Raw genomic sequence first — 18,644 nt, forward strand, 5'->3', positions numbered from 1 at the left:
GGTTCTGCATGGCAGAAATTCCTATTGAAAAAGTGTCCTTTTTTGATTCGTTTTTTGGACAAGCAAAAAATGAATGGAGGGTAAAAAAAAGATCCTTACCATAAACTAACACTGAACGCTGCACCCCGAGCGTAGTCTGAAGGAGATCAAAATGGCAGTAATACAATTTTAAGGACAAGAGTGTAAAAAAATAACCCCGACCTACCGAAAATTTATAGTAAAATTTGAAGTGAAATTCCTGTAAAATTTTAGGCTGTTTGAGTCTAAACGAAATTTTATTTAAAGTACTGCTTTGTAAAGGCGAGTTCCTAAAATTTAGAGAACAAGCAAAAAATTTAGATAAAGGTTCGTAGGTCTAGATTTTTTTGGTTCGTTTTTTCATCAATGGAAAAAATGAACAGCATAAAGATTGTCACATCAAGTGATTTCTCGGAGAGAAGGGGAGAATCCCGACGCCTCGGAAGTATCTTTATATCTTGTGGAATAAAAAAAATAACTTATATAGCCTTTTTTGTTTTATAACCTTTTATTAATATTGTTTTTTGTAGTTTTGCGGACTAATAAAAGAGAAAAAGAAATTTTTAACTTCTTAAAAATGAATATAGATCTTTCCGAAAAGAAAATAGTAGTTACTGGAGGTGCTGGTTTTATAGGTTCCAATCTTTGTGAGGTACTATTAGAAAAGAACAACAAAGTAGTGTGTTTAGATAACTTCGCTACAGGAAAAAGAGAAAATATAGCGCACCTTCATGATAATCCAAATTTCAAGTTAATAGAAGGTGATATAAGAAATTTAGAAGATTGTAAGAAGGCTGTTGAAGGAGCAGATTTTGTACTACATCAAGCTGCTTTAGGTTCAGTGCCTAGATCAATTAACGATCCTATTACTTCTAATGACGTAAACGTAGGAGGGTTTCTAAATATGTTAGTGGCTTCAAGAGATGCAGGGGTAAAACGTTTTGTGTACGCTGCTAGTTCTTCAACTTATGGAGATTCAAAAGGGTTACCAAAAGTGGAAGATGTGATAGGAAAACCATTATCACCCTATGCAATTACGAAATATGTAAATGAATTGTATGCTGATGTTTTTGCGAAAACCTATGGTTTAGAAACAATCGGACTCCGTTATTTTAATGTGTTTGGTAGAAAGCAAGACCCAAATGGAGCATATGCAGCAGTGATCCCAAAGTTCGTAGGGCAATTTATGAAAGGGGAATCTCCTACAATTAACGGAGATGGAAATTATTCAAGAGATTTCACCTACATAGACAATGTAATTCAAGCAAATTTATTGTCTTTAGTAGCTGATAAACCTGAAGCGATAAATACGGTATACAACGTAGCGTACGGAGATAGAAACACGTTGAATGATTTAGTAGGGTATTTAAAAGATTACTTATCAGAGTTCGACGACTCTATAAAGAATATAGAGGTACAACATGGACCTAATAGAGTAGGGGATATTCCTCATTCGTTAGCAAGTGTTGAAAAAGCAACAAAATTATTGAACTACAATCCGCAATATTCACTTCAGCAAGGGTTAAAAGAAGCGGTGAAGTGGTATTGGGAGAATTTGTAATTGGAAGGTATTTAGTCTAAGACTAAATTATACTTCAGAAGTAGACTTTTTAAAAGTTTTAGAAGCAATAAATAGCTTGCAAAAAAGAATAGTTGGATTAAGAAAGAAAATAGTTAAGAAGTAAAATAAGACCAGTCTTAGTTTAAGTCTAAGTCAACGTCTAAGTCATAGTCAAAAAAAATAATGAAGCAACCAAAAATAGCTATTATAGGATTAGGGTATGTAGGATTACCATTAGCAAGATTGTTTGCTACAAAATATCCAACGGTTGGTTTCGATATTAATGCGGAGCGTGTAGCAGAATTAATGTCTGGAACGGATACTACGTTGGAAGTAGAGGATGAGGTGTTACAATCTGTATTAGTTGGAAAACCATTAGATGCTAAAGGATTGTTTTGTTCTACTTCTTTAGAAGATATTAAAGAATGTAACTATTATATAGTAACGGTTCCAACTCCGGTTGATAAGAATAACCGTCCTGTATTAACTCCTTTAGTAAAAGCGAGTGAAACAGTAGGAGCAGTGTTAAAGCAAGGAGATATTGTAGTGTATGAGTCGACAGTGTATCCTGGTGCAACTGAGGAAGAATGTATTCCTGTGTTAGAAAGGGTATCTGGATTAGAATTCAATAAAGATTTTTACGGAGGATACTCTCCAGAACGTATCAATCCAGGAGATAAGGAGCATACGGTTGAAAAGATTTTAAAGGTGACTTCAGGGTCTACACCTGAAATAGGAAAAAAAGTAGACGACTTGTACAAATCGGTGATTACTGCAGGGACACATTTAGCACCAACTATAAAGGTAGCAGAAGCAGCCAAAGTGATTGAGAACTCTCAAAGAGATATTAACATTGCTTTTGTAAATGAATTGGCGAAAATTTTTGGTTTGATGGATATCAATACACACGATGTGTTAGAAGCAGCAGGAACCAAATGGAACTTTTTACCATTCAAACCTGGATTAGTTGGAGGGCATTGCATAGGAGTAGATCCTTATTATTTAGCACAAAAGGCTCAAGAGTTTGGGTACCATCCTGAAATAATCTTGGCAGGTCGTAGACTAAATGATAGTATGGGAGAGTATGTTGCTTCTGAAGTGGTAAAACTGATGATTAAAAAAGATATTCGCGTAAAAGATGCGAACGTTTTAGTGTTAGGAGTAACCTTTAAAGAAAATTGTCCTGATGTACGAAATACCAAGGTAGTAGATGTGGTGGCAGCTTTAAAAGAGTACGGAACGGATATTACTATTTACGATCCTTGGGCAAACGAAGATGAAGTGATGCATGAGTACGGATTAACGTCAACAAGAGAGTTGCCAAATAAAACTTTTGATGCGATTGTATTAACAGTAGCGCATAAAGAGTTTGAAGACTTAGATTTTTCATCATTACGAAATGAAAAATCAGTAGTATACGATGTAAAGAATGTGTTATCTTGCTCAATAAAAGATAAAGGGCTTTAGTGGATTGAAACTAAGACATAGACTAAAAAAAGTTGAGAGAAAGGAGAATGAGAGATTTTAGAAAATATGATATTTGGCAAGATGCTATTAGCTTAATTGATGTTGTTTATGATGTCGTTTCTAGGTTTCCTGAAACAGAAAAATTCAGCTTAAGCACACAAATTATTAGAGCAGCGGTCTCTATTCCTTCGAATATAGCTGAAGGAAGTTCTAGAGAGTCAGAAAAAGATTTTGCAAGGTTTTTGCAAATAGCCCTTGGATCATGCTTTGAATTAGAAACACAAATTATCATTGCCATGAGAAGAAATTATATGAACCAAGAGACGGGAGATAACATTGTGATGAAGATTCAGAGCATACAGAAAAGGATTAATGGTTTAAAAAGAAAATTAAAGAAATGATTTATAAAAACGTTGTTTTTAAGGAAAATTATAGCCTTAGTCTAAGTCAACGTCTAAGTCTAAGTAAATGTCTAAGTCAACGTCTAAGTCTAAGTCTAAGTCTAAGTCTAAGTCAACCATGAAAAACTTTGCACTCATAGGAGCTGCGGGATATATTGCTCCACGTCATTTAAAAGCGATTAAGGATACGAATAATGTGTTAGTAGCTGCGTTAGACAAAAATGACAGTGTAGGGATTATGGATAGCTATTTTCCAAAAGCTGATTTTTTTGTGGAGTTTGAACGTTTTGATCGCCATATTGAAAAGTTAAAACGTCAGCAAAATATTCAGTTGGATTATGTAAGTATTTGTACACCGAATTACCTACACGATTCACATATTCGTATGGCATTACGTAGAGGAGCAGATGCGATTTGTGAAAAACCGTTGGTGTTGAATCCGTGGAATGTAGATGCGTTGGAAGCAATTGAAAAGGATACAGGAAACAGCATCAATACGATATTGCAATTACGATTGCACCAGAGTATCATTGCATTAAAAAATAAAATTGAAAAAGAAAACAAGAATGAAAAGTACGAAGTAGACCTAACCTATATCACTTCTCGAGGAAATTGGTATGACATTTCTTGGAAAGGAGATGAAAGTAAATCGGGAGGAATAGCCACCAATATAGGGGTGCACTTTTTCGATATGTTGTCTTGGATTTTTGGAAATGTACAAGAAAATAAAGTACATCTTAGAGAAAAACACAAAGCTTCAGGCTATTTAGAGTTTGAAAAAGCACGTGTTCGTTGGTTTTTATCGATTGATGAAACGACTTTACCAAAAGAAATTCAAGAAAAAGGACAAAGAACATACCGTTCAATTACTATAAATGGAGAAGAAATTGAGTTTAGTTCTGGGTTTACCGATTTACATACGACTAGTTACCAAGAAATTTTAAAAGGAAATGGATTTGGTTTGCAAGAAGCAAGGCAATCTATAGAGATTGTACATGATATAAGGAATGTAGAGTTGGTGAATGCAGGAGAGAAGCATTACTTTTTGTAAAAAACAAGAATAAGTAAATTATGAAAATAGGAATAACATTTAGTGCATTTGATTTATTACATGCAGGTCATATTAAAATGCTAGAAGATGCGAAAGAGCAATGTAATTATTTAATCTGTGGCTTACAAACAGACTCTACCATTGATAGACCTGAAAAGAATAAACCGATTTAGTCGATAGTGGAACATGCTATATCCAGTTAAAAGGATGTAAGTACGTGGATGAAATAGTACCTTATGCTACAGAGCAAGATTTGGAAGAGATATTACAATCTTTTAAAATTGATGTGCGAATATTAGGAGATGAATATGCGGAGAAACAATTTACAGGAAGATCGTATTGTGAAAAGAAAGGGATTGAATTGTTTTACAACAAAAGAGAACACCGATTTTCTAGTAGTGGATTACGAAAAGAAGTAGCTGAAAAGGAGAGTATAAAATAAGTAAAAAGTAAAGAAATGAAGATAACTGTTATAGGAACAGGCTATGTAGGATTGGTATCAGGGACTTGTTTCTCAGAAATGGGAAATAAAGTAACTTGTGTAGATATCGACCAAGAAAAAATAAATAAACTGCACCAAGGAATCATTCCTATCTACGAACCAGGATTAGAAAAAATGGTGTTGAAAAACGTAGAAAAACAAAACTTATTCTTTACGACGAAACTAGAAGAGGCGATTGAAGAAGCCGAAATTGTATTTATTGCGGTAGGAACTCCAATGGGAGAGGACGGTTCTGCTGATTTACAATATGTGTTATCTGTAGCAAAAGAGATTGGTCAAAAGATGAATCACCGATTGATCGTAGTTGATAAATCTACCGTACCTGTAGGAACAGCCGATAAAGTAAAAGCTACGATTCAAGCAGAATTAGATAAAAGAAATGTAAAAATAGAGTTCGATGTAGTTTCAAATCCTGAATTTTTAAAAGAAGGAGATGCAATTAACGATTTTATGAAGCCTGATAGAGTGGTAATTGGAGCAGAATCTGATTATGCGTTTGAAAAAATGCGTCAGTTATACACGCCATTTACCATGTCACACGAACGTTTTATAGGAATGGATGTTCGTTCTGCGGAAATGACGAAGTATGCAGCAAATGCGATGCTAGCAACAAAAATTTCGTTTATGAATGAAATAGCGAATATTTGCGAACGAGTAGGGGCTGATGTAAACAATGTTCGTGCAGGAATCGGTTCTGATTCAAGAATAGGGTACAGTTTTATTTATCCTGGAGCTGGTTATGGAGGTTCTTGTTTTCCGAAGGATGTGAAAGCATTGAAAAAAATTGCGGAAGAAAACGGTTATGAGGCACAATTGATAAGGTCAGTTGAAGAGGTAAACAATCGCCAGAAGTTTGTAGTAGCAGAGAAAATCATCAAAAGATTTGGAGAAGATTTAAAAGGAAAAACCTTTGGTTTGTGGGGATTGGCATTCAAACCAGGAACTGATGATATGCGTGAAGCTCCAGCAATTTATGTCGTAAAAGAACTGGTAAAAAGAGGGGCAAAAGTGCACGCTTATGACCCGAAGGCGATGGAAGAAGCAGAACATTTTTATTTAAAAGATGTTGAGAATATCGCCTATAAAAATTCAAAATACGAAGTGTTAGCTGATGCTGAAGCATTGATATTATTGACAGAATGGAAAGAATTCCGTTCGCCAGATTTTTCTGAAATTGAAAAACAACTGAAAACTCCTGTTATTTTTGACGGAAGAAATCAGTACAATAGCTATAGTTTAGAAGAACGAGGATTTGAATATTATCAAATAGGGAAGAATTAGAAAATAATTGAAAGAAATGTAGTATGATCTTTATACCCTAATACTTAAAGTTTGAAAAAAGAGAATATAAATAAAACCATAGCCAAGAACACTCTGTTTTTGTATTTTAGGATGTTCCTGACAATGGGGGTTGGGTTATATACCTCTCGCTTGGTATTGGATGCTTTAGGTGTAGTAGATTATGGTGTATATGGCTTGGTTGGTGGAATAGTAACTACGTTTGCGTTTTTGAATTCAGCAATGGCATCTGCAACCCAACGTTATCTCTCTTTTGATATCGGAAAGAATGATATAGAACGTTTGAAAAAAACGTTTAATGCAACACTGAACATACACATTTTAATAGCCTTTATTATTTTAATATTAGCAGAAACGATTGGTTTATGGTTTGTAAATTATCAATTGAATATTCCATCTGACCGAATGGTAGCAGCTAATTGGGTATATCAGTTTTCGGTTTTTGCTTTTATACTTAATGTAATACAGGTGCCTTATAATGCTTTGCTTTTTGCACGAGAGCACATGAGTGTATATGCGTATGTTAGTATTTTAGAAACGATTTTAAAATTAATTATCGTGCTCATTTTGGTTCAAGTAAATACTGATAAATTAATATTGTATGCCATTCTCACTTTTATAGTAGCTTTTGTAATAAGAATGATTTACAAATTGTATTGTAAAAAACATTTTAAAGAATCGGTTTATAAATTTTATTGGGATAAGGCATATTACAAAGAGTTAATGTCGTATTCAGGTTGGAATTTGTTTGGAAACATCGCAGCTGTGGCACGAGGGCAAGGAAGTAATATCTTACTAAATTTATTTTTTGGCCCTATTGCCAATGCATCTTATAGTCTAACAGTAATGGTTCAAGGAGTAGTTGGAAGTTTTGTAAGTAATTTTCAAGTAGCTGTTAATCCGCAAATTATAAAAAATTATGCGAAAGGCGATAAAGATGCGTCAATAAATTTAATTTATAAAAGTGCTAAGTTTTCCTATTTCGGAATGTTGATATTGGTAGTACCTTTATTGATTAATTTGGATTATGTAATGAATCTATGGTTAAAAGAAGTACCAGCCTATGCCATTGAATTTATTAGGTTGGCATTGGTATGTTCTATGATAGAGACTTTATCAAATCCATTGATGAGTGGACTGCAAGCAACAGGTAAAATTAAACTATACCAAGTAATAGTTGGTACTTTGGTATTCCTTAATTTTCCATTGATTTGGTTGTTGTTTAAATATACTAATCTTCCAATTAGTTTGTATTGGAGTTATTTGTTAATAGCTATAATTTCACTGCTCTTCAGATTGTATTTTATTCAGAATTTAATGAAAGTAAATATCAATCAATTTTTTAGTAAAGTTTTGCTAAGAATTAGTTTGGTAAGCTTAAGTATTGTAGTGTTATATTATTTAGGTGGAAATTATTTAATTGAAAGTGAAAAGTTCCTTTTGTTTATAGTTAAAACAATTATTACGGTATTAATAATTGTATTGATCACTAGTATGATAGGATTAACGAAAGGAGAAAGAAGGTTTATTATGCATATAGTACAATCAAAAATGAAGGCTAAATTATGAAATACACTATAGAAGATATAGTCAAAAATGATTTATGTATAGGCTGCGGTGTATGTGTCTCGGAATCCAAAGATTCGAGTATGATCTGGAATAAATATGGTTTTTTAGTTCCAGATATTACAAAATCCTTTAATAAAGACGCAATTAAAGTATGTCCTTTTAACCCTCAACCGGATAAAGAAATAGAAGATGAAGACAAAATTGCTCAATATTTTATGGAGGACACGCCTTATAAAGATCATGATATTGGGCATTATCATGAAATTTATGTAGGATATTCAAATAAATTTAGACCAACGTCTTCTTCGGGAGGTATAGGAACCTATATAGTAGAGCAGTTACTTCAGCAAAAGATTGTAGATCATTTGTTTGTTGTGAAAGAAAAAGACGGTGAATATACTTATCAATGGTTTGATTCAATTGAAGATATTACAGCAACTTCTAAAACAAGATATTTACCGGTGAGTTTAGAAAAACTATTTTTAGAAATAGATTCTAAACCTGGTAAGGTGGCTGTTACAGGCATTCCTCCTTTCCTAAAGGCCATCAGACTCAAACAATATTACTATCCTAAATATCAAGAAAAGATACCTTTTTTAATTGGAATTATTTGTGGAGGTTGGAAAAGTAAATTTTTTACTGATTATTTAGCACAAAAGGCAGGAATAAAAGGAGAATATTCCAGACAAGAATATAGGATAAAAGACGAAGCTTCCTATGCATTAGATTATTCTTTTGGAGCATATGATGACAATGAGAGCTTTCATCAAATGAAAATGAAATTAGCTGGTAATATGTGGGGAACTGGTTTGTTCAATGCAAATGCTTCAGATTTTAGTGATGATGTCACAGCTGAATTGGGAGATATTTCTTTAGGTGATGCTTGGATTAATCCTTATATGAAAGATGGAAAAGGGACTAGTTTATTCGTTACGCGTTCGGTTTTAGCAGATCGATTGATTCAAGAAGGAATACAAAAAGGGAAACTTAATTTAGAGAAATTACCTATTCAAGATTTTATTAAATCTCAGCTAGGAGCATTTAGACATAGACGTGTTGGATTAAAATTGCGTTTAAAGGAACTGAAGAAGTCTGATAAAATAGTGCCTTTTAAAAGGAATAGATTTTTAGTTAAAGCGCCTATTGAATATCAAATTGTACAAAAACAAAGAAGAATAATACGCTATTTAAGTTTGAAACTATGGCAAGAACATAAGGATGTAGATAAATTTGAACAACAAATTGAATCGCTCTTAAAAGGATTAAACAGAAAAACAGTCTGGTACCATAGATTTCAAAAAATAAGAAGAAAGTTAGGATTAAAAACCATTTAAAATGACCAAAAAGAAAATTGCCATATTAACACAACCGCTTCACGATAATTATGGAGGCCTGCTACAAGCTTACGCGTTATCAACAGTATTAAAAAAATACGGAGACGTTACCATTGCTAACAGATGGGGTGGCCATAATAATGCTTTATTAAGGTTGGCTTCAAAAATTAAACAGCAATTAGTAGGTTCTAAGCAAAAATTATCTTTCCAACAAAAGGAGGTTGTGTCTCAACATACTTTGGCTTTTAGAGAAAAGTACATTCCTAATTTAAGTGAAAAATTAAGCACTCAAAGCCAAATGGAAAATTTTGCTAAACAAGGTTTTAATACTTATGTAGTTGGGAGTGACCAATGCTGGAGGCCTAGGTACTCACCTTGCATAGAAAATTATTTTCTTGATTTCGTGCCTGAAAATAAAAGTATAACAAGAATTTCTTATGCGGCGTCTTTTGGTACTAGTGATTGGGAATTTAATGAAAAACAAACCGAAAAATGTAAAAAATTAATCCAAAAATTTAAAGCAGTTTCGGTTAGAGAAGATTCAGGAATTAATTTATGTGATAAATATTTAAACAAAAAAGCTGTTCACTTAGTTGATCCTACGATGCTGTTGGATATAAAAGATTATAATGCAATTACAAAAGCAGAAGAGCAAGCTTCTAGTAAAGGTGATTTAAAGGTGTATATTTTAGATAAAACGGATGAAAAGCAAAAAACCATTGATTTAGTTGCTTCTCAAAAAGGCTTAACAGCATTTGAAGTAATGCCTAAAAAAAGGATTGGGCAAGATGAAATAGATAAAATAGAAAATTTTGTTTACCCATCACCAGCAGCATGGTTACAAGGGTATCAAGATGCAAAATTTGTTATAGCAGACTCTTTTCATGGAACGGTGTTTTCAATCTTATATAACATCCCATTTATAGCTATTGGAAATAAAAGCAGAGGAATGGCACGCTTTGAGTCATTGTTAAAAATGTTTAACCTACAAAATCGATTGTTAACCGATTTTACTCAAGAAAAAGCCCAAGAAATTTTAGACAAAGAAATTGATTGGGAGAGAGTAAATAAGGTGTTAGAAAATGAAAGAGTAAAAGCGTTAGAGTTTCTTAATTCAAATTTGAAGTAAAAATATGTTTTCAATAGTCATCCCATTATACAACAAAGAGCTAAGCATTACCAACACGCTTCAATCAGTATTAAACCAAACCTTTACAACGTTTGAAGTGGTTATAGTAAACGACGGTTCTACAGATACTAGTGTAGATAAGGTAAAAGCCTTTAACGATACACGTATTAGAATTATAGAACAAGAAAACGGAGGTGTATCAAGCGCTAGAAATACAGGGATAAAAGAAGCCAAATATAATTATGTTGCCTTTATTGATGGGGACGATTTGTGGAAAAGTAACTATCTGTCTACTATGGTTCAATTGATTACAGATTTTCCAAATGCAAAATTTTATGCCTCTAATTATTCTGTTTTAAAGAACGAAAAACTGTTTGATTACACCAATTATTTAGAAGAGGGTTTTAGAGGATATATAGACAATTATTTTACTGTTGCATTACAATCAAAACTTTTTCAAACTTCTGCGACTATTATTTCAAAAAAAATTTCTGAATCTTTTCTGTTGTTTAATGAAGAGCTCTCTATTGGAGAAGATTTTGATTATTGGTATCGGAATATTTTGAATAGTAAAATAGCATTTGTAAACCAACCATTAACCATTTACAATATGGATGATGACAATATGGTTTCAAATAAAAAAAATAGTTTTAATAAAAAGTACAATTATCTTTTTGTAATATCTTCATATGCACACCTCGACAAAAATTTAAGAAAACTAAACAACACTATTAAAATTGGAAAGATTCCGGATGTTATTTTAAATCATAGTAAAGAAGATTTTTTCCAATTTATTGAGAGCATTGACTTCTCAATTGTATCTTTAAAATATAAAATATTTAGTTATTTGCCATATGTTATGAAGAGAATGGTTATTAAAATTTTATATAAATAATGATATTATCAATTATAATACCTGTTTATAACGTTGCACCTTATTTAAAAAAGTGCTTAGATAGTATTGTTTATCAAATCGAATCTATTGACGCATCGCAGATAGAGATTGTTTTATTAAATGATGGGTCTACTGATAATTCTTTAGAAATATGCAAATCATTTAAAGATGAATTTAGTTTTATCAATTTAATAGATAAATCAAATTCGGGTTTGAGTGATACAAGAAACCAAGGATTACTGTATTCTAAGGGCCATTATATTTGGTTTATTGATTCCGATGATTGGATAGCGGAAGGTTCTTTAAGAGTTATATTAAATAAATTAAAAGTTCAAAATATTGATTTATTGGCAATTAGTTCGAGTAATTTTATAAATGGTGAAATTAAAATTAGAACAAGTCATACAGAAGATTTAGATACTTTTACTTATCTAAATTCTGACAAATTTAATGTAGGTGCTGTTTTTTATATTTACAATAGTTCAATTTTTAACCAATTTAAATTTAAAACTGGAATTGTTCATGAAGATGAAGAATTTAATAATAAAGTATTATATACTTATCAGAACATTGCTTTTTTGGAGTATAATACCTATATAGTGAATCAAAGAGAAGGGTCAATAACAAGGAGTATTAATCCCAAAAGGGCTTTTGATCTTTTACTTGTTATAGATTCATTGTATAAATTCATGAATCAAGAAGTTGCTAAGGAACATCAAATATTGTTTTACAATAGAATTTCTTTGTTGTTTAATAACGCATTGAACAATACTTTTGATATGAATAAAAGTACGCTACAGCTTTTTAAACAAGAACTGAATAAATATCCATATATTTTTCAATGTTTAAAGAAATCAAGTGTAAAAAAATATCAAATAGAAGGTTATTTAATGGCACTTTTCCCTAAGTATTCAGTATTAATTTATAAAATTTTAAAAGGTAATATTAAATGAGAATAGTACAGATAATACTTTTATTAATAAACTGTTTCCTTCCTCATTTAGATATAGGTTTAAGTGTGAGTTCATCTGTTGCATTTTGGTCTTATATAATAATAATTTGTCTAGAGGTAGCACAAAAAAAAAGAATTACAATGTTGATTCTTTTTTTATCAGCTTTTGTTTATATGGTTTTGTCGGAGGGGGTTCTTAATGAAAATTATCTTTATGAACTTTGGGGGAGGTATTATACAACTATAGGTTACAGCTATCTTATAACGTCTTCTACTTGTGTTTTTTTAGGCTGCAAATTTTATGAAACTTATGTTAAAAAAACAAATAAACTATCTTCTAAAGAGTTAAAAACAATAATCCATAAAAAGAATACTCTATTACTAATATTAACTACATATAGTTTATTTTTCTTTATAATAAACATAGAAAACACTATTTACGGTTTTACAATTGGTCGTGCCTCAGCATTTCCCTTTTTGATATCTCCATTTTTATATGCAGTAGCTTTTATATGTGTTGGTTTGTACAATGAAGTTTTTAGTAATAAAATATACACCATATTGATGTGCCTTCCTATTATTATTACATTTATTGGAACAGGTACTCGGTTTTTTTTAGTATATATAATTTTTATTTTATACTTTAAAGATTTATACTTTTTAAATTATAAGAGAATTTTCAAATTATTTTTTTTAGGATTTTTTTTACTCTCAGCTTTAAATGTTATGAAGCTAGCACGCTCAGGCGGATTATCAAATCTTAACGAATCAAAAAATACTAAAGAACATAATTTGACAGAGTATTTGGCCTCTAAAGGTTCAAATGAAGGTTTGATTAGCAATGCTGCAATGATTACAAAATATACTACAGAAAATGATTATACATATGGAAAGTCAACCAGTTTTTTGACTATTTTTTGGATTCCAAGGGATATTTGGCCCAATAAACCTGTTCAATTAGATAGTTGGTTGATTCGTAAATACATGAATGTAAGTGAAGGGTTTTCCTCAGCTTCAAGTTATGGAGGGGAAATTTATATAGATTTCGGTTATAGTATAGGTTGTATATTACTTTTAATTTTAGGTTATAATTTGAGTCGAATCCAAAATTGGATTCACAATAATTATAAAACTGATTTAAAAAAATTAATATTATCAGGCTTTCTTTATGGTTGGATATTTTTTGGAACACGCTCTATAATGACATCAACTTTTATGTTGATATATATGCTGATTATGTCTAACGTGATCTTTAAAATTTTAATTAAATTTAAGATAGTAGCTTTAAAACCTATAGATGAATAATAAAATTTGTTTTATATTGAATTATGCTCCACATTATCGTTATTTCATTTTTAAGAAAATAAACGATGAACTTGATGCTCATTTCTATTTCGGAAATATCCCCAATTCGTCCATAAAAAAAATTAACTATAAAGAATTATCAAATTTTAGAAAGGAACTGATAACATTTAAAGTAAAAAAGTTTTATTGGTATTTAGGCAGTGTTTTATTAGTTTTTAAAAAATATGATAAGTTTGTTTTATCAGGAGATTCGCAAATATTGTCCAATTGGTTTATTTTATTGTTTTCAAGACTTTTGGGTAAAAAAACTTATTTGTGGACCCATGGTTGGTATGGAAATGAAAACACAGTAAAAAAAAATATCAAAAAAGCATATTATAAATTAAGTGATGGATTATTACTTTATGGAAACTATGCACAAGATTTAATGGTTATTGAAGGCTTCAAAAAAGATAATCTTCATGTTGTTTACAACTCTTTAGATTATGATAAACAATTAAGTATAAGGAAAAAATCTGTTTTTTCAGATGTTTATATTAATCACTTTAAAAATAGTAACCCAACAATTATTTTTACGGGTAGGTTAACAAAGGTAAAAAAACTAAATCAATTAATTGATGCTAAAAAAAAGCTAGATAATCTAGGAATTAAAGTAAATCTAGTTTTTGTCGGATCTGGACCTGAACAGAAAAAACTTAGATCACAAGTGAAATTTTTAAAACTTGAAAACTGTTGGTTTTATGGAGCTTGCTATGATGAAATTAAATTAGGTGAGTTAATGTATAATTCAGCAATTTGCGTTTCACCTGGTAATGTTGGCTTAACAGCTATTCACAGTTTAATGTTTGGAGTACCTGTGGTAACACATAATAATTTTTCTCAACAAATGCCCGAGTTTGAAGTTGTTATAGAGGGTAAGACAGGTGCGTTTTTTAAGGAGGATGATGTTAATGATTTAGCATTAAAAATTAAGTTATTAATTGAAGGACGACTCGCTAAAGAAGAATGTTATAAAACTATTGATGAAAAATGGAATCCACATAATCAAATTAATATTTTAAAAGAAGTTTTAAATGAAAGCGCTAATTGATAATTCAAATCTTTATGCTGGCGGCGGCATTCAGGTAGCAACATCATTTTTACATGATTTATGTTCGATAGAAGATGATAATCAATACCATGTGGTTCAATCGGTAAATAGTGCAAAACAGATTAATAAAGAAGAATTTGATGACAGATTCTATTTTTACGATTTAACAAAAGAAAACAGTTCAATTCTTAAAAGAAGCAATTGGCTTAAGAAAATTGAAAACGAAGTTAAACCTAATGTAATATTTACTGTTTTTGGACCTTCATATCATAAAAGTAACTTCCCTAAAGTTGTTGGGTTTGCCTTGGGACAGGTTTTGTATCCACAATCTCCTTATTTTAAAAAAATAAGCCTTTTAAATTTGGTCAAATTAAAATTAGTTTCTTATTTAAAGAGTTTCTTATTTCAGAAAAATAGTGATGTATTAATTTACGAAACCGAAGATGCTAATACTATTTATTCAAGCATTAACAAAAATAAAGTTAAGGGCTACACAGTTTCAAATACAGTAAATAGTGTTTTTTTAAACAAAGAAAGTTGGAAAGAAATTTCAGTTGAAAAATCATCATTTAATATAATTTATTTAACTGCAAATTATCTGCATAAAAATATTGAGATTATCCCTAAGGTTATAGATGAACTAATAAAAGCAGATAAATTAAAAGATTTTAAATTTCACCTATCAGTTAATAAAACAGAGATGAATTTTGATGATAAATATGATCCGTATATTAATTATTTAGGCAAAGTAGAAATAAAGCAAATTCCTTTATTGTATAAGAAAATGGATCTATTGTTTATGCCTACTTTGTTAGAAACATTTTCAACAACTTATTTAGAAGCTATGTATATGCAAATTCCAATTGTAGCTTCTGATATGAGTTTTGCAAGAGATATTTGTAGTGATGCTGCTTTTTTTGCAGAACCTCTAAACCCTAAAGATTATGCTAGAAAAATTTTAGCACTTTATTACGATAATGACTTATATGAAAGCTTAGTACAAAAAGGTACTGAAAATTTAAAACGTTTTGGAACCAGTATGGATAGAACAAAAAAATATTTAGAAATTTTAAAAATGCACGCTAATGCAAACAATTAAAGATAAAGTTTTACTAATTACTGGAGGCACGGGTTCTTTTGGAACCGCAGTACTGAATCGTTTTTTACATACAGATCATTTTAAAGAAATACGCATTTTTTCTCGAGACGAGAAGAAGCAAGATGACATGCGTAATTTTTACAAAAATGATAAAATAAAGTATTATATAGGAGATGTAAGAAACCTACACTCATTAGAGTTAGCGACACGTGGTGTAGATTATGTTTTTCATGCCGCAGCCTTAAAGCAAGTACCTTCATGTGAGTTTTTTCCTATGGAAGCAGTAAAAACAAACGTAGAAGGAACCCAAAATATAATAAGAGCTGCAGCTTCTAACGGAGTTAAAAAAGTAATTTGCTTATCTACAGATAAAGCAGCCTATCCAATCAACGCGATGGGAATTTCGAAAGCGATGATGGAAAAGGTGGCCATAGCAGAAGCTCGTAACTTAAAAGATACAGTGGTGTGCTTAACTCGTTATGGAAATGTCATGGCATCTAGAGGTTCGGTAATTCCTTTATTTTTATCACAAATTCAAAATGGAGAGTCAATTACTGTTACCGACCCTAATATGTCACGTTTCTTTATGTCATTGGAAGATGCGGTAGATTTGGTGTTGTTTGCCTTTGAGAATGCGAATCCAGGAGATTTATTTGTTAATAAAGCACCTGCAGGAACAATAGAGAACTTAGCTAAAGCTTTAATTGAAATTACAGGTAAAGAAGTTCCTGTGAAAGTAATCGGAACACGCCATGGAGAGAAACTATATGAAACCTTGTGTACACGCGAAGAAATGATTAAAGCCGAAGATATGGGGAATTTTTATAGAGTGCCGGCAGATAATCGTGATTTGAATTATGCAAAATATTTTTCAGAAGGAGAAGAAGACGTGTCTGCTATAGAAGATTATCATTCGCATAATACCGAACGATTAGATGTAGAAGGAATGAAAGAATTGCTTTTAAATCTAGATTATATTAAAGAAAATTTGAATAGCTAATGAAACCTAATTTAATTGAAGGTGGAAAGCATGTTGATGAGCGAGGAAAATTAGAGTTCTTTAATGATTTTGATATGTCTCCAATTAAGCGGGTATATTTTACAACACACTTTGATACTGATGTGGTTAGAGCGTGGCAAGGACATACGATAGAGAGTCGTTGGTTTTATTGTGTAAAAGGTAGTTTTACTGTAAAATTGGTTGAAATTGATAATTGGGAATCGCCATCAGATAACTTGAAAGTTTACGAGTATAAACTAACTGCGGATAAACAGCAAATACTTTATATTCCTAAGGGTTTTGCAAATGGCTTTAAAGCCTTAGAAAAAGATGCTAAATTGATGATTTTATCAAATTACGGATTCAATGAAATAGAAAACGATCAAATTCGATTTGATCAAAATAAATGGACACAATGGGGGAATTAATAAGGGTAGGAATTACAGGACAAGGGGGCTTTATGGGGAGTCACTTGTATAATTATTTAGGCACAAAAGAAAACGACATAAATCGTATAAATTTTGAAAGAAGTTATTTCGAGAATGAGATAGCACTGCAAGAGTTTGTAAAATCATGTGATGTTATTGTACATATAGCAGCAATGAATCGCCATGAAGATGAGCAGGTAATTTACGATACAAATGTAGGTCTAGTCCAAAAGTTAATAGCTGCTTGTGAAACTACCAATTCAACACCAAAAATTATTTTTTCATCTTCTACACAAGAAGAAAGAGATAATTTGTATGGTAAGTCAAAAAGAGATGGAAGACAATTATTAGAAAATTGGGCTTCTAAAACTGGAGCTGAGGTAACGTCGTTACTTATTCCAAATGTATTTGGCCCTTTTGGTAAACCAAATTACAATTCCTTCATTGCAACTTTTTGTTATAAAATAATAAATAATGAAACTCCGACCATTATTAATGATAGCTTGGTAAACTTGATATACATTAACGAATTATCAGAAGTTTTTTATAATGAAATTATCTCAGAAGAAAAAGAAAACATAAAATCATTCGTTGTACCGCATACTTCGTCAAGAAAAGTATCTGAAATATTAGAGTTACTGAAAGAGTTCAAAGTGCAATATGTTGATCATGGCCAAGTACCAAAAGTAGATCTACAATCGTTTGAATTAGATCTATTCAATACGTTTACTAGTTTTATACCGAAAGCGTATTTTCCAAGAAAATTCACAAAACATACAGATAACCGTGGTGCTTTTGTAGAAATTATGCGAGCAGGGACAGCAGGTCAATCATCCTATTCAACCACAGTACCAGGTATTACACGTGGAAATCATTATCATACAAGAAAGGTAGAGCGTTTTGCTGTCATTAGTGGGAAAGCATCTATAAAACTAAGGAAAATTGACTCGGATGAGGTAATTGAGTATATACTAGATGGAACCGAACCTGCCTATGTTGATATGCCAATATGGTATACACATAACATTACAAACATTGGAGATACAGAGTTAATAACCTTGTTTTGGATTAACGAACCATACAATCCAGAAGATGCTGACACCTATTTTGTAGAAGTATAGGTAGTCATTAAAGAGAAGAGGTTAGTTATTAGAGAAAAAGTAATTAGTAGAATGAAAACACATAAAGATTTAATTGTTTGGCAACAAGCGCTTAATTTTGTGACTACCATTTATACGGTTACAAATAGCTATCCAGAAAGTGAGAAGTTTGGTTTGATAAATCAAATTAGAAGATCAGCAGTTTCTATACCATCAAATATTGCAGAAGGGGCTGCTAGAAATCATAGTAAAGAATTTATTCAATTTTTATATATAGCTTTGTCAAGTGCATCAGAGCTAGATACACAAATTAGAATATCAGAAAATTTAGAATTTTTAAATAAAATAGATTCAAAAGAATTATTGGAAGAATTAGAAAGTATTTCAAAAATGATACAAGGTCTGATTAGGTCTGTAAAAAACACCAGTAACTAATCCCAATAA

Annotated in this window: 17 protein-coding genes and 1 pseudogene; all 18 read left to right on the top strand. The window is 31.3% G+C overall.

The window, feature by feature from the left end:
- The first annotated feature begins 595 nt into the window (after positions 1-595).
- The 18 genes and pseudogenes from Q0663_RS03380 (at position 596) to Q0663_RS03465 (ending at position 18,635) form a co-directional block, all read left to right on the top strand.
- Positions 596-1,579, top strand: a complete 984-nt coding sequence (locus Q0663_RS03380) for an SDR family oxidoreductase (protein ID WP_299006369.1) — start codon at positions 596-598, stop codon at positions 1,577-1,579.
- 183 nt (positions 1,580-1,762) lie between these two features.
- Positions 1,763-3,046, top strand: coding sequence for a nucleotide sugar dehydrogenase (locus tag Q0663_RS03385; protein ID WP_299006373.1), 1,284 nt, complete (start codon positions 1,763-1,765; stop codon positions 3,044-3,046).
- A 32-nt stretch (positions 3,047-3,078) separates the two neighbouring features.
- Positions 3,079-3,447, top strand: coding sequence for a four helix bundle protein (locus tag Q0663_RS03390; RefSeq protein ID WP_299006378.1), 369 nt, complete (start codon positions 3,079-3,081; stop codon positions 3,445-3,447).
- Positions 3,448-3,565: 118 nt separating this feature from the next.
- Complete coding sequence (locus Q0663_RS03395) at positions 3,566-4,498, top strand: Gfo/Idh/MocA family oxidoreductase (RefSeq protein ID WP_299008050.1); 933 nt, start codon at positions 3,566-3,568, stop codon at positions 4,496-4,498.
- Between the two features lie 20 nt (positions 4,499-4,518).
- A pseudogene (locus Q0663_RS03400) lies at positions 4,519-4,940 on the top strand (adenylyltransferase/cytidyltransferase family protein).
- Between the two features lie 15 nt (positions 4,941-4,955).
- Positions 4,956-6,281: a UDP-glucose/GDP-mannose dehydrogenase family protein gene (locus Q0663_RS03405; protein WP_299006383.1), complete on the top strand. Its 1,326-nt coding sequence runs from the start codon at positions 4,956-4,958 to the stop codon at positions 6,279-6,281.
- Between the two features lie 51 nt (positions 6,282-6,332).
- Positions 6,333-7,868: an oligosaccharide flippase family protein gene (locus Q0663_RS03410; RefSeq protein ID WP_299006386.1), complete on the top strand. Its 1,536-nt coding sequence runs from the start codon at positions 6,333-6,335 to the stop codon at positions 7,866-7,868.
- Positions 7,865-9,202, top strand: coding sequence for a Coenzyme F420 hydrogenase/dehydrogenase, beta subunit C-terminal domain (locus tag Q0663_RS03415; RefSeq protein WP_299006389.1), 1,338 nt, complete (start codon positions 7,865-7,867; stop codon positions 9,200-9,202). The genes Q0663_RS03410 and Q0663_RS03415 overlap by 4 nt, the downstream gene beginning before the upstream one ends.
- A 1-nt stretch (position 9,203) precedes the next feature.
- Positions 9,204-10,331: a polysaccharide pyruvyl transferase family protein gene (locus Q0663_RS03420; RefSeq protein ID WP_299006392.1), complete on the top strand. Its 1,128-nt coding sequence runs from the start codon at positions 9,204-9,206 to the stop codon at positions 10,329-10,331.
- 4 nt (positions 10,332-10,335) lie between these two features.
- The gene (locus Q0663_RS03425; protein WP_299006395.1) at positions 10,336-11,226 is read left to right on the top strand and encodes a glycosyltransferase family A protein; all 891 of its coding nucleotides are present in this window, start codon (positions 10,336-10,338) and stop codon (positions 11,224-11,226) included.
- Positions 11,226-12,179: a glycosyltransferase family 2 protein gene (locus tag Q0663_RS03430; RefSeq protein ID WP_299006397.1), complete on the top strand. Its 954-nt coding sequence runs from the start codon at positions 11,226-11,228 to the stop codon at positions 12,177-12,179. The genes Q0663_RS03425 and Q0663_RS03430 overlap by 1 nt, the downstream gene beginning before the upstream one ends.
- On the top strand, positions 12,176-13,483 hold the full coding sequence (gene wzy, locus Q0663_RS03435) for an O-antigen polysaccharide polymerase Wzy (RefSeq protein ID WP_299006400.1): 1,308 nt from the start codon (positions 12,176-12,178) through the stop codon (positions 13,481-13,483). Before Q0663_RS03430 ends, wzy begins: the two co-directional genes overlap by 4 nt.
- Positions 13,476-14,573 carry a glycosyltransferase gene (locus Q0663_RS03440; protein WP_299006403.1) on the top strand — a complete coding sequence of 366 codons (1,098 nt, stop codon included), beginning with the start codon at positions 13,476-13,478 and terminating at the stop codon, positions 14,571-14,573. Before wzy ends, Q0663_RS03440 begins: the two co-directional genes overlap by 8 nt.
- On the top strand, positions 14,557-15,672 hold the full coding sequence (locus Q0663_RS03445; RefSeq protein WP_299006409.1) for a glycosyltransferase: 1,116 nt from the start codon (positions 14,557-14,559) through the stop codon (positions 15,670-15,672). Before Q0663_RS03440 ends, Q0663_RS03445 begins: the two co-directional genes overlap by 17 nt.
- Positions 15,659-16,672 (top strand): polysaccharide biosynthesis protein, encoded by a 1,014-nt coding sequence (locus tag Q0663_RS03450; protein WP_299006412.1) that lies wholly within the window; start codon positions 15,659-15,661, stop codon positions 16,670-16,672. Before Q0663_RS03445 ends, Q0663_RS03450 begins: the two co-directional genes overlap by 14 nt.
- Positions 16,672-17,100 carry a dTDP-4-dehydrorhamnose 3,5-epimerase family protein gene (locus tag Q0663_RS03455; RefSeq protein ID WP_299006415.1) on the top strand — a complete coding sequence of 143 codons (429 nt, stop codon included), beginning with the start codon at positions 16,672-16,674 and terminating at the stop codon, positions 17,098-17,100. Before Q0663_RS03450 ends, Q0663_RS03455 begins: the two co-directional genes overlap by 1 nt.
- On the top strand, positions 17,079-18,221 hold the full coding sequence (locus Q0663_RS03460) for an NAD-dependent epimerase/dehydratase family protein (protein ID WP_299006419.1): 1,143 nt from the start codon (positions 17,079-17,081) through the stop codon (positions 18,219-18,221). Before Q0663_RS03455 ends, Q0663_RS03460 begins: the two co-directional genes overlap by 22 nt.
- A 51-nt stretch (positions 18,222-18,272) precedes the next feature.
- The gene (locus Q0663_RS03465; RefSeq protein ID WP_299006421.1) at positions 18,273-18,635 is read left to right on the top strand and encodes a four helix bundle protein; all 363 of its coding nucleotides are present in this window, start codon (positions 18,273-18,275) and stop codon (positions 18,633-18,635) included.
- Positions 18,636-18,644: the final 9 nt, after the last annotated feature.

Origin of the sequence: uncultured Tenacibaculum sp. (assembly GCF_947504135.1) — a bacterium.
Taxonomy (GTDB): domain Bacteria; phylum Bacteroidota; class Bacteroidia; order Flavobacteriales; family Flavobacteriaceae; genus Polaribacter.

Coding starts and splice junctions, on each gene's coding strand:
- Q0663_RS03460 (WP_299006419.1), top strand. CDS start 17,079: ATGGACACAATGGGGGAATTAATAAGGGTAGGAATTACAGGACAAGGG.
- Q0663_RS03385 (WP_299006373.1), top strand. CDS start 1,763: ATGAAGCAACCAAAAATAGCTATTATAGGATTAGGGTATGTAGGATTA.
- Q0663_RS03395 (WP_299008050.1), top strand. CDS start 3,566: ATGAAAAACTTTGCACTCATAGGAGCTGCGGGATATATTGCTCCACGT.
- Q0663_RS03430 (WP_299006397.1), top strand. CDS start 11,226: ATGATATTATCAATTATAATACCTGTTTATAACGTTGCACCTTATTTA.
- Q0663_RS03445 (WP_299006409.1), top strand. CDS start 14,557: ATGAAAGCGCTAATTGATAATTCAAATCTTTATGCTGGCGGCGGCATT.
- wzy (WP_299006400.1), top strand. CDS start 12,176: ATGAGAATAGTACAGATAATACTTTTATTAATAAACTGTTTCCTTCCT.
- Q0663_RS03450 (WP_299006412.1), top strand. CDS start 15,659: ATGCAAACAATTAAAGATAAAGTTTTACTAATTACTGGAGGCACGGGT.
- Q0663_RS03465 (WP_299006421.1), top strand. CDS start 18,273: ATGAAAACACATAAAGATTTAATTGTTTGGCAACAAGCGCTTAATTTT.
- Q0663_RS03455 (WP_299006415.1), top strand. CDS start 16,672: ATGAAACCTAATTTAATTGAAGGTGGAAAGCATGTTGATGAGCGAGGA.
- Q0663_RS03440 (WP_299006403.1), top strand. CDS start 13,476: ATGAATAATAAAATTTGTTTTATATTGAATTATGCTCCACATTATCGT.
- Q0663_RS03425 (WP_299006395.1), top strand. CDS start 10,336: ATGTTTTCAATAGTCATCCCATTATACAACAAAGAGCTAAGCATTACC.
- Q0663_RS03405 (WP_299006383.1), top strand. CDS start 4,956: ATGAAGATAACTGTTATAGGAACAGGCTATGTAGGATTGGTATCAGGG.
- Q0663_RS03380 (WP_299006369.1), top strand. CDS start 596: ATGAATATAGATCTTTCCGAAAAGAAAATAGTAGTTACTGGAGGTGCT.
- Q0663_RS03420 (WP_299006392.1), top strand. CDS start 9,204: ATGACCAAAAAGAAAATTGCCATATTAACACAACCGCTTCACGATAAT.
- Q0663_RS03415 (WP_299006389.1), top strand. CDS start 7,865: ATGAAATACACTATAGAAGATATAGTCAAAAATGATTTATGTATAGGC.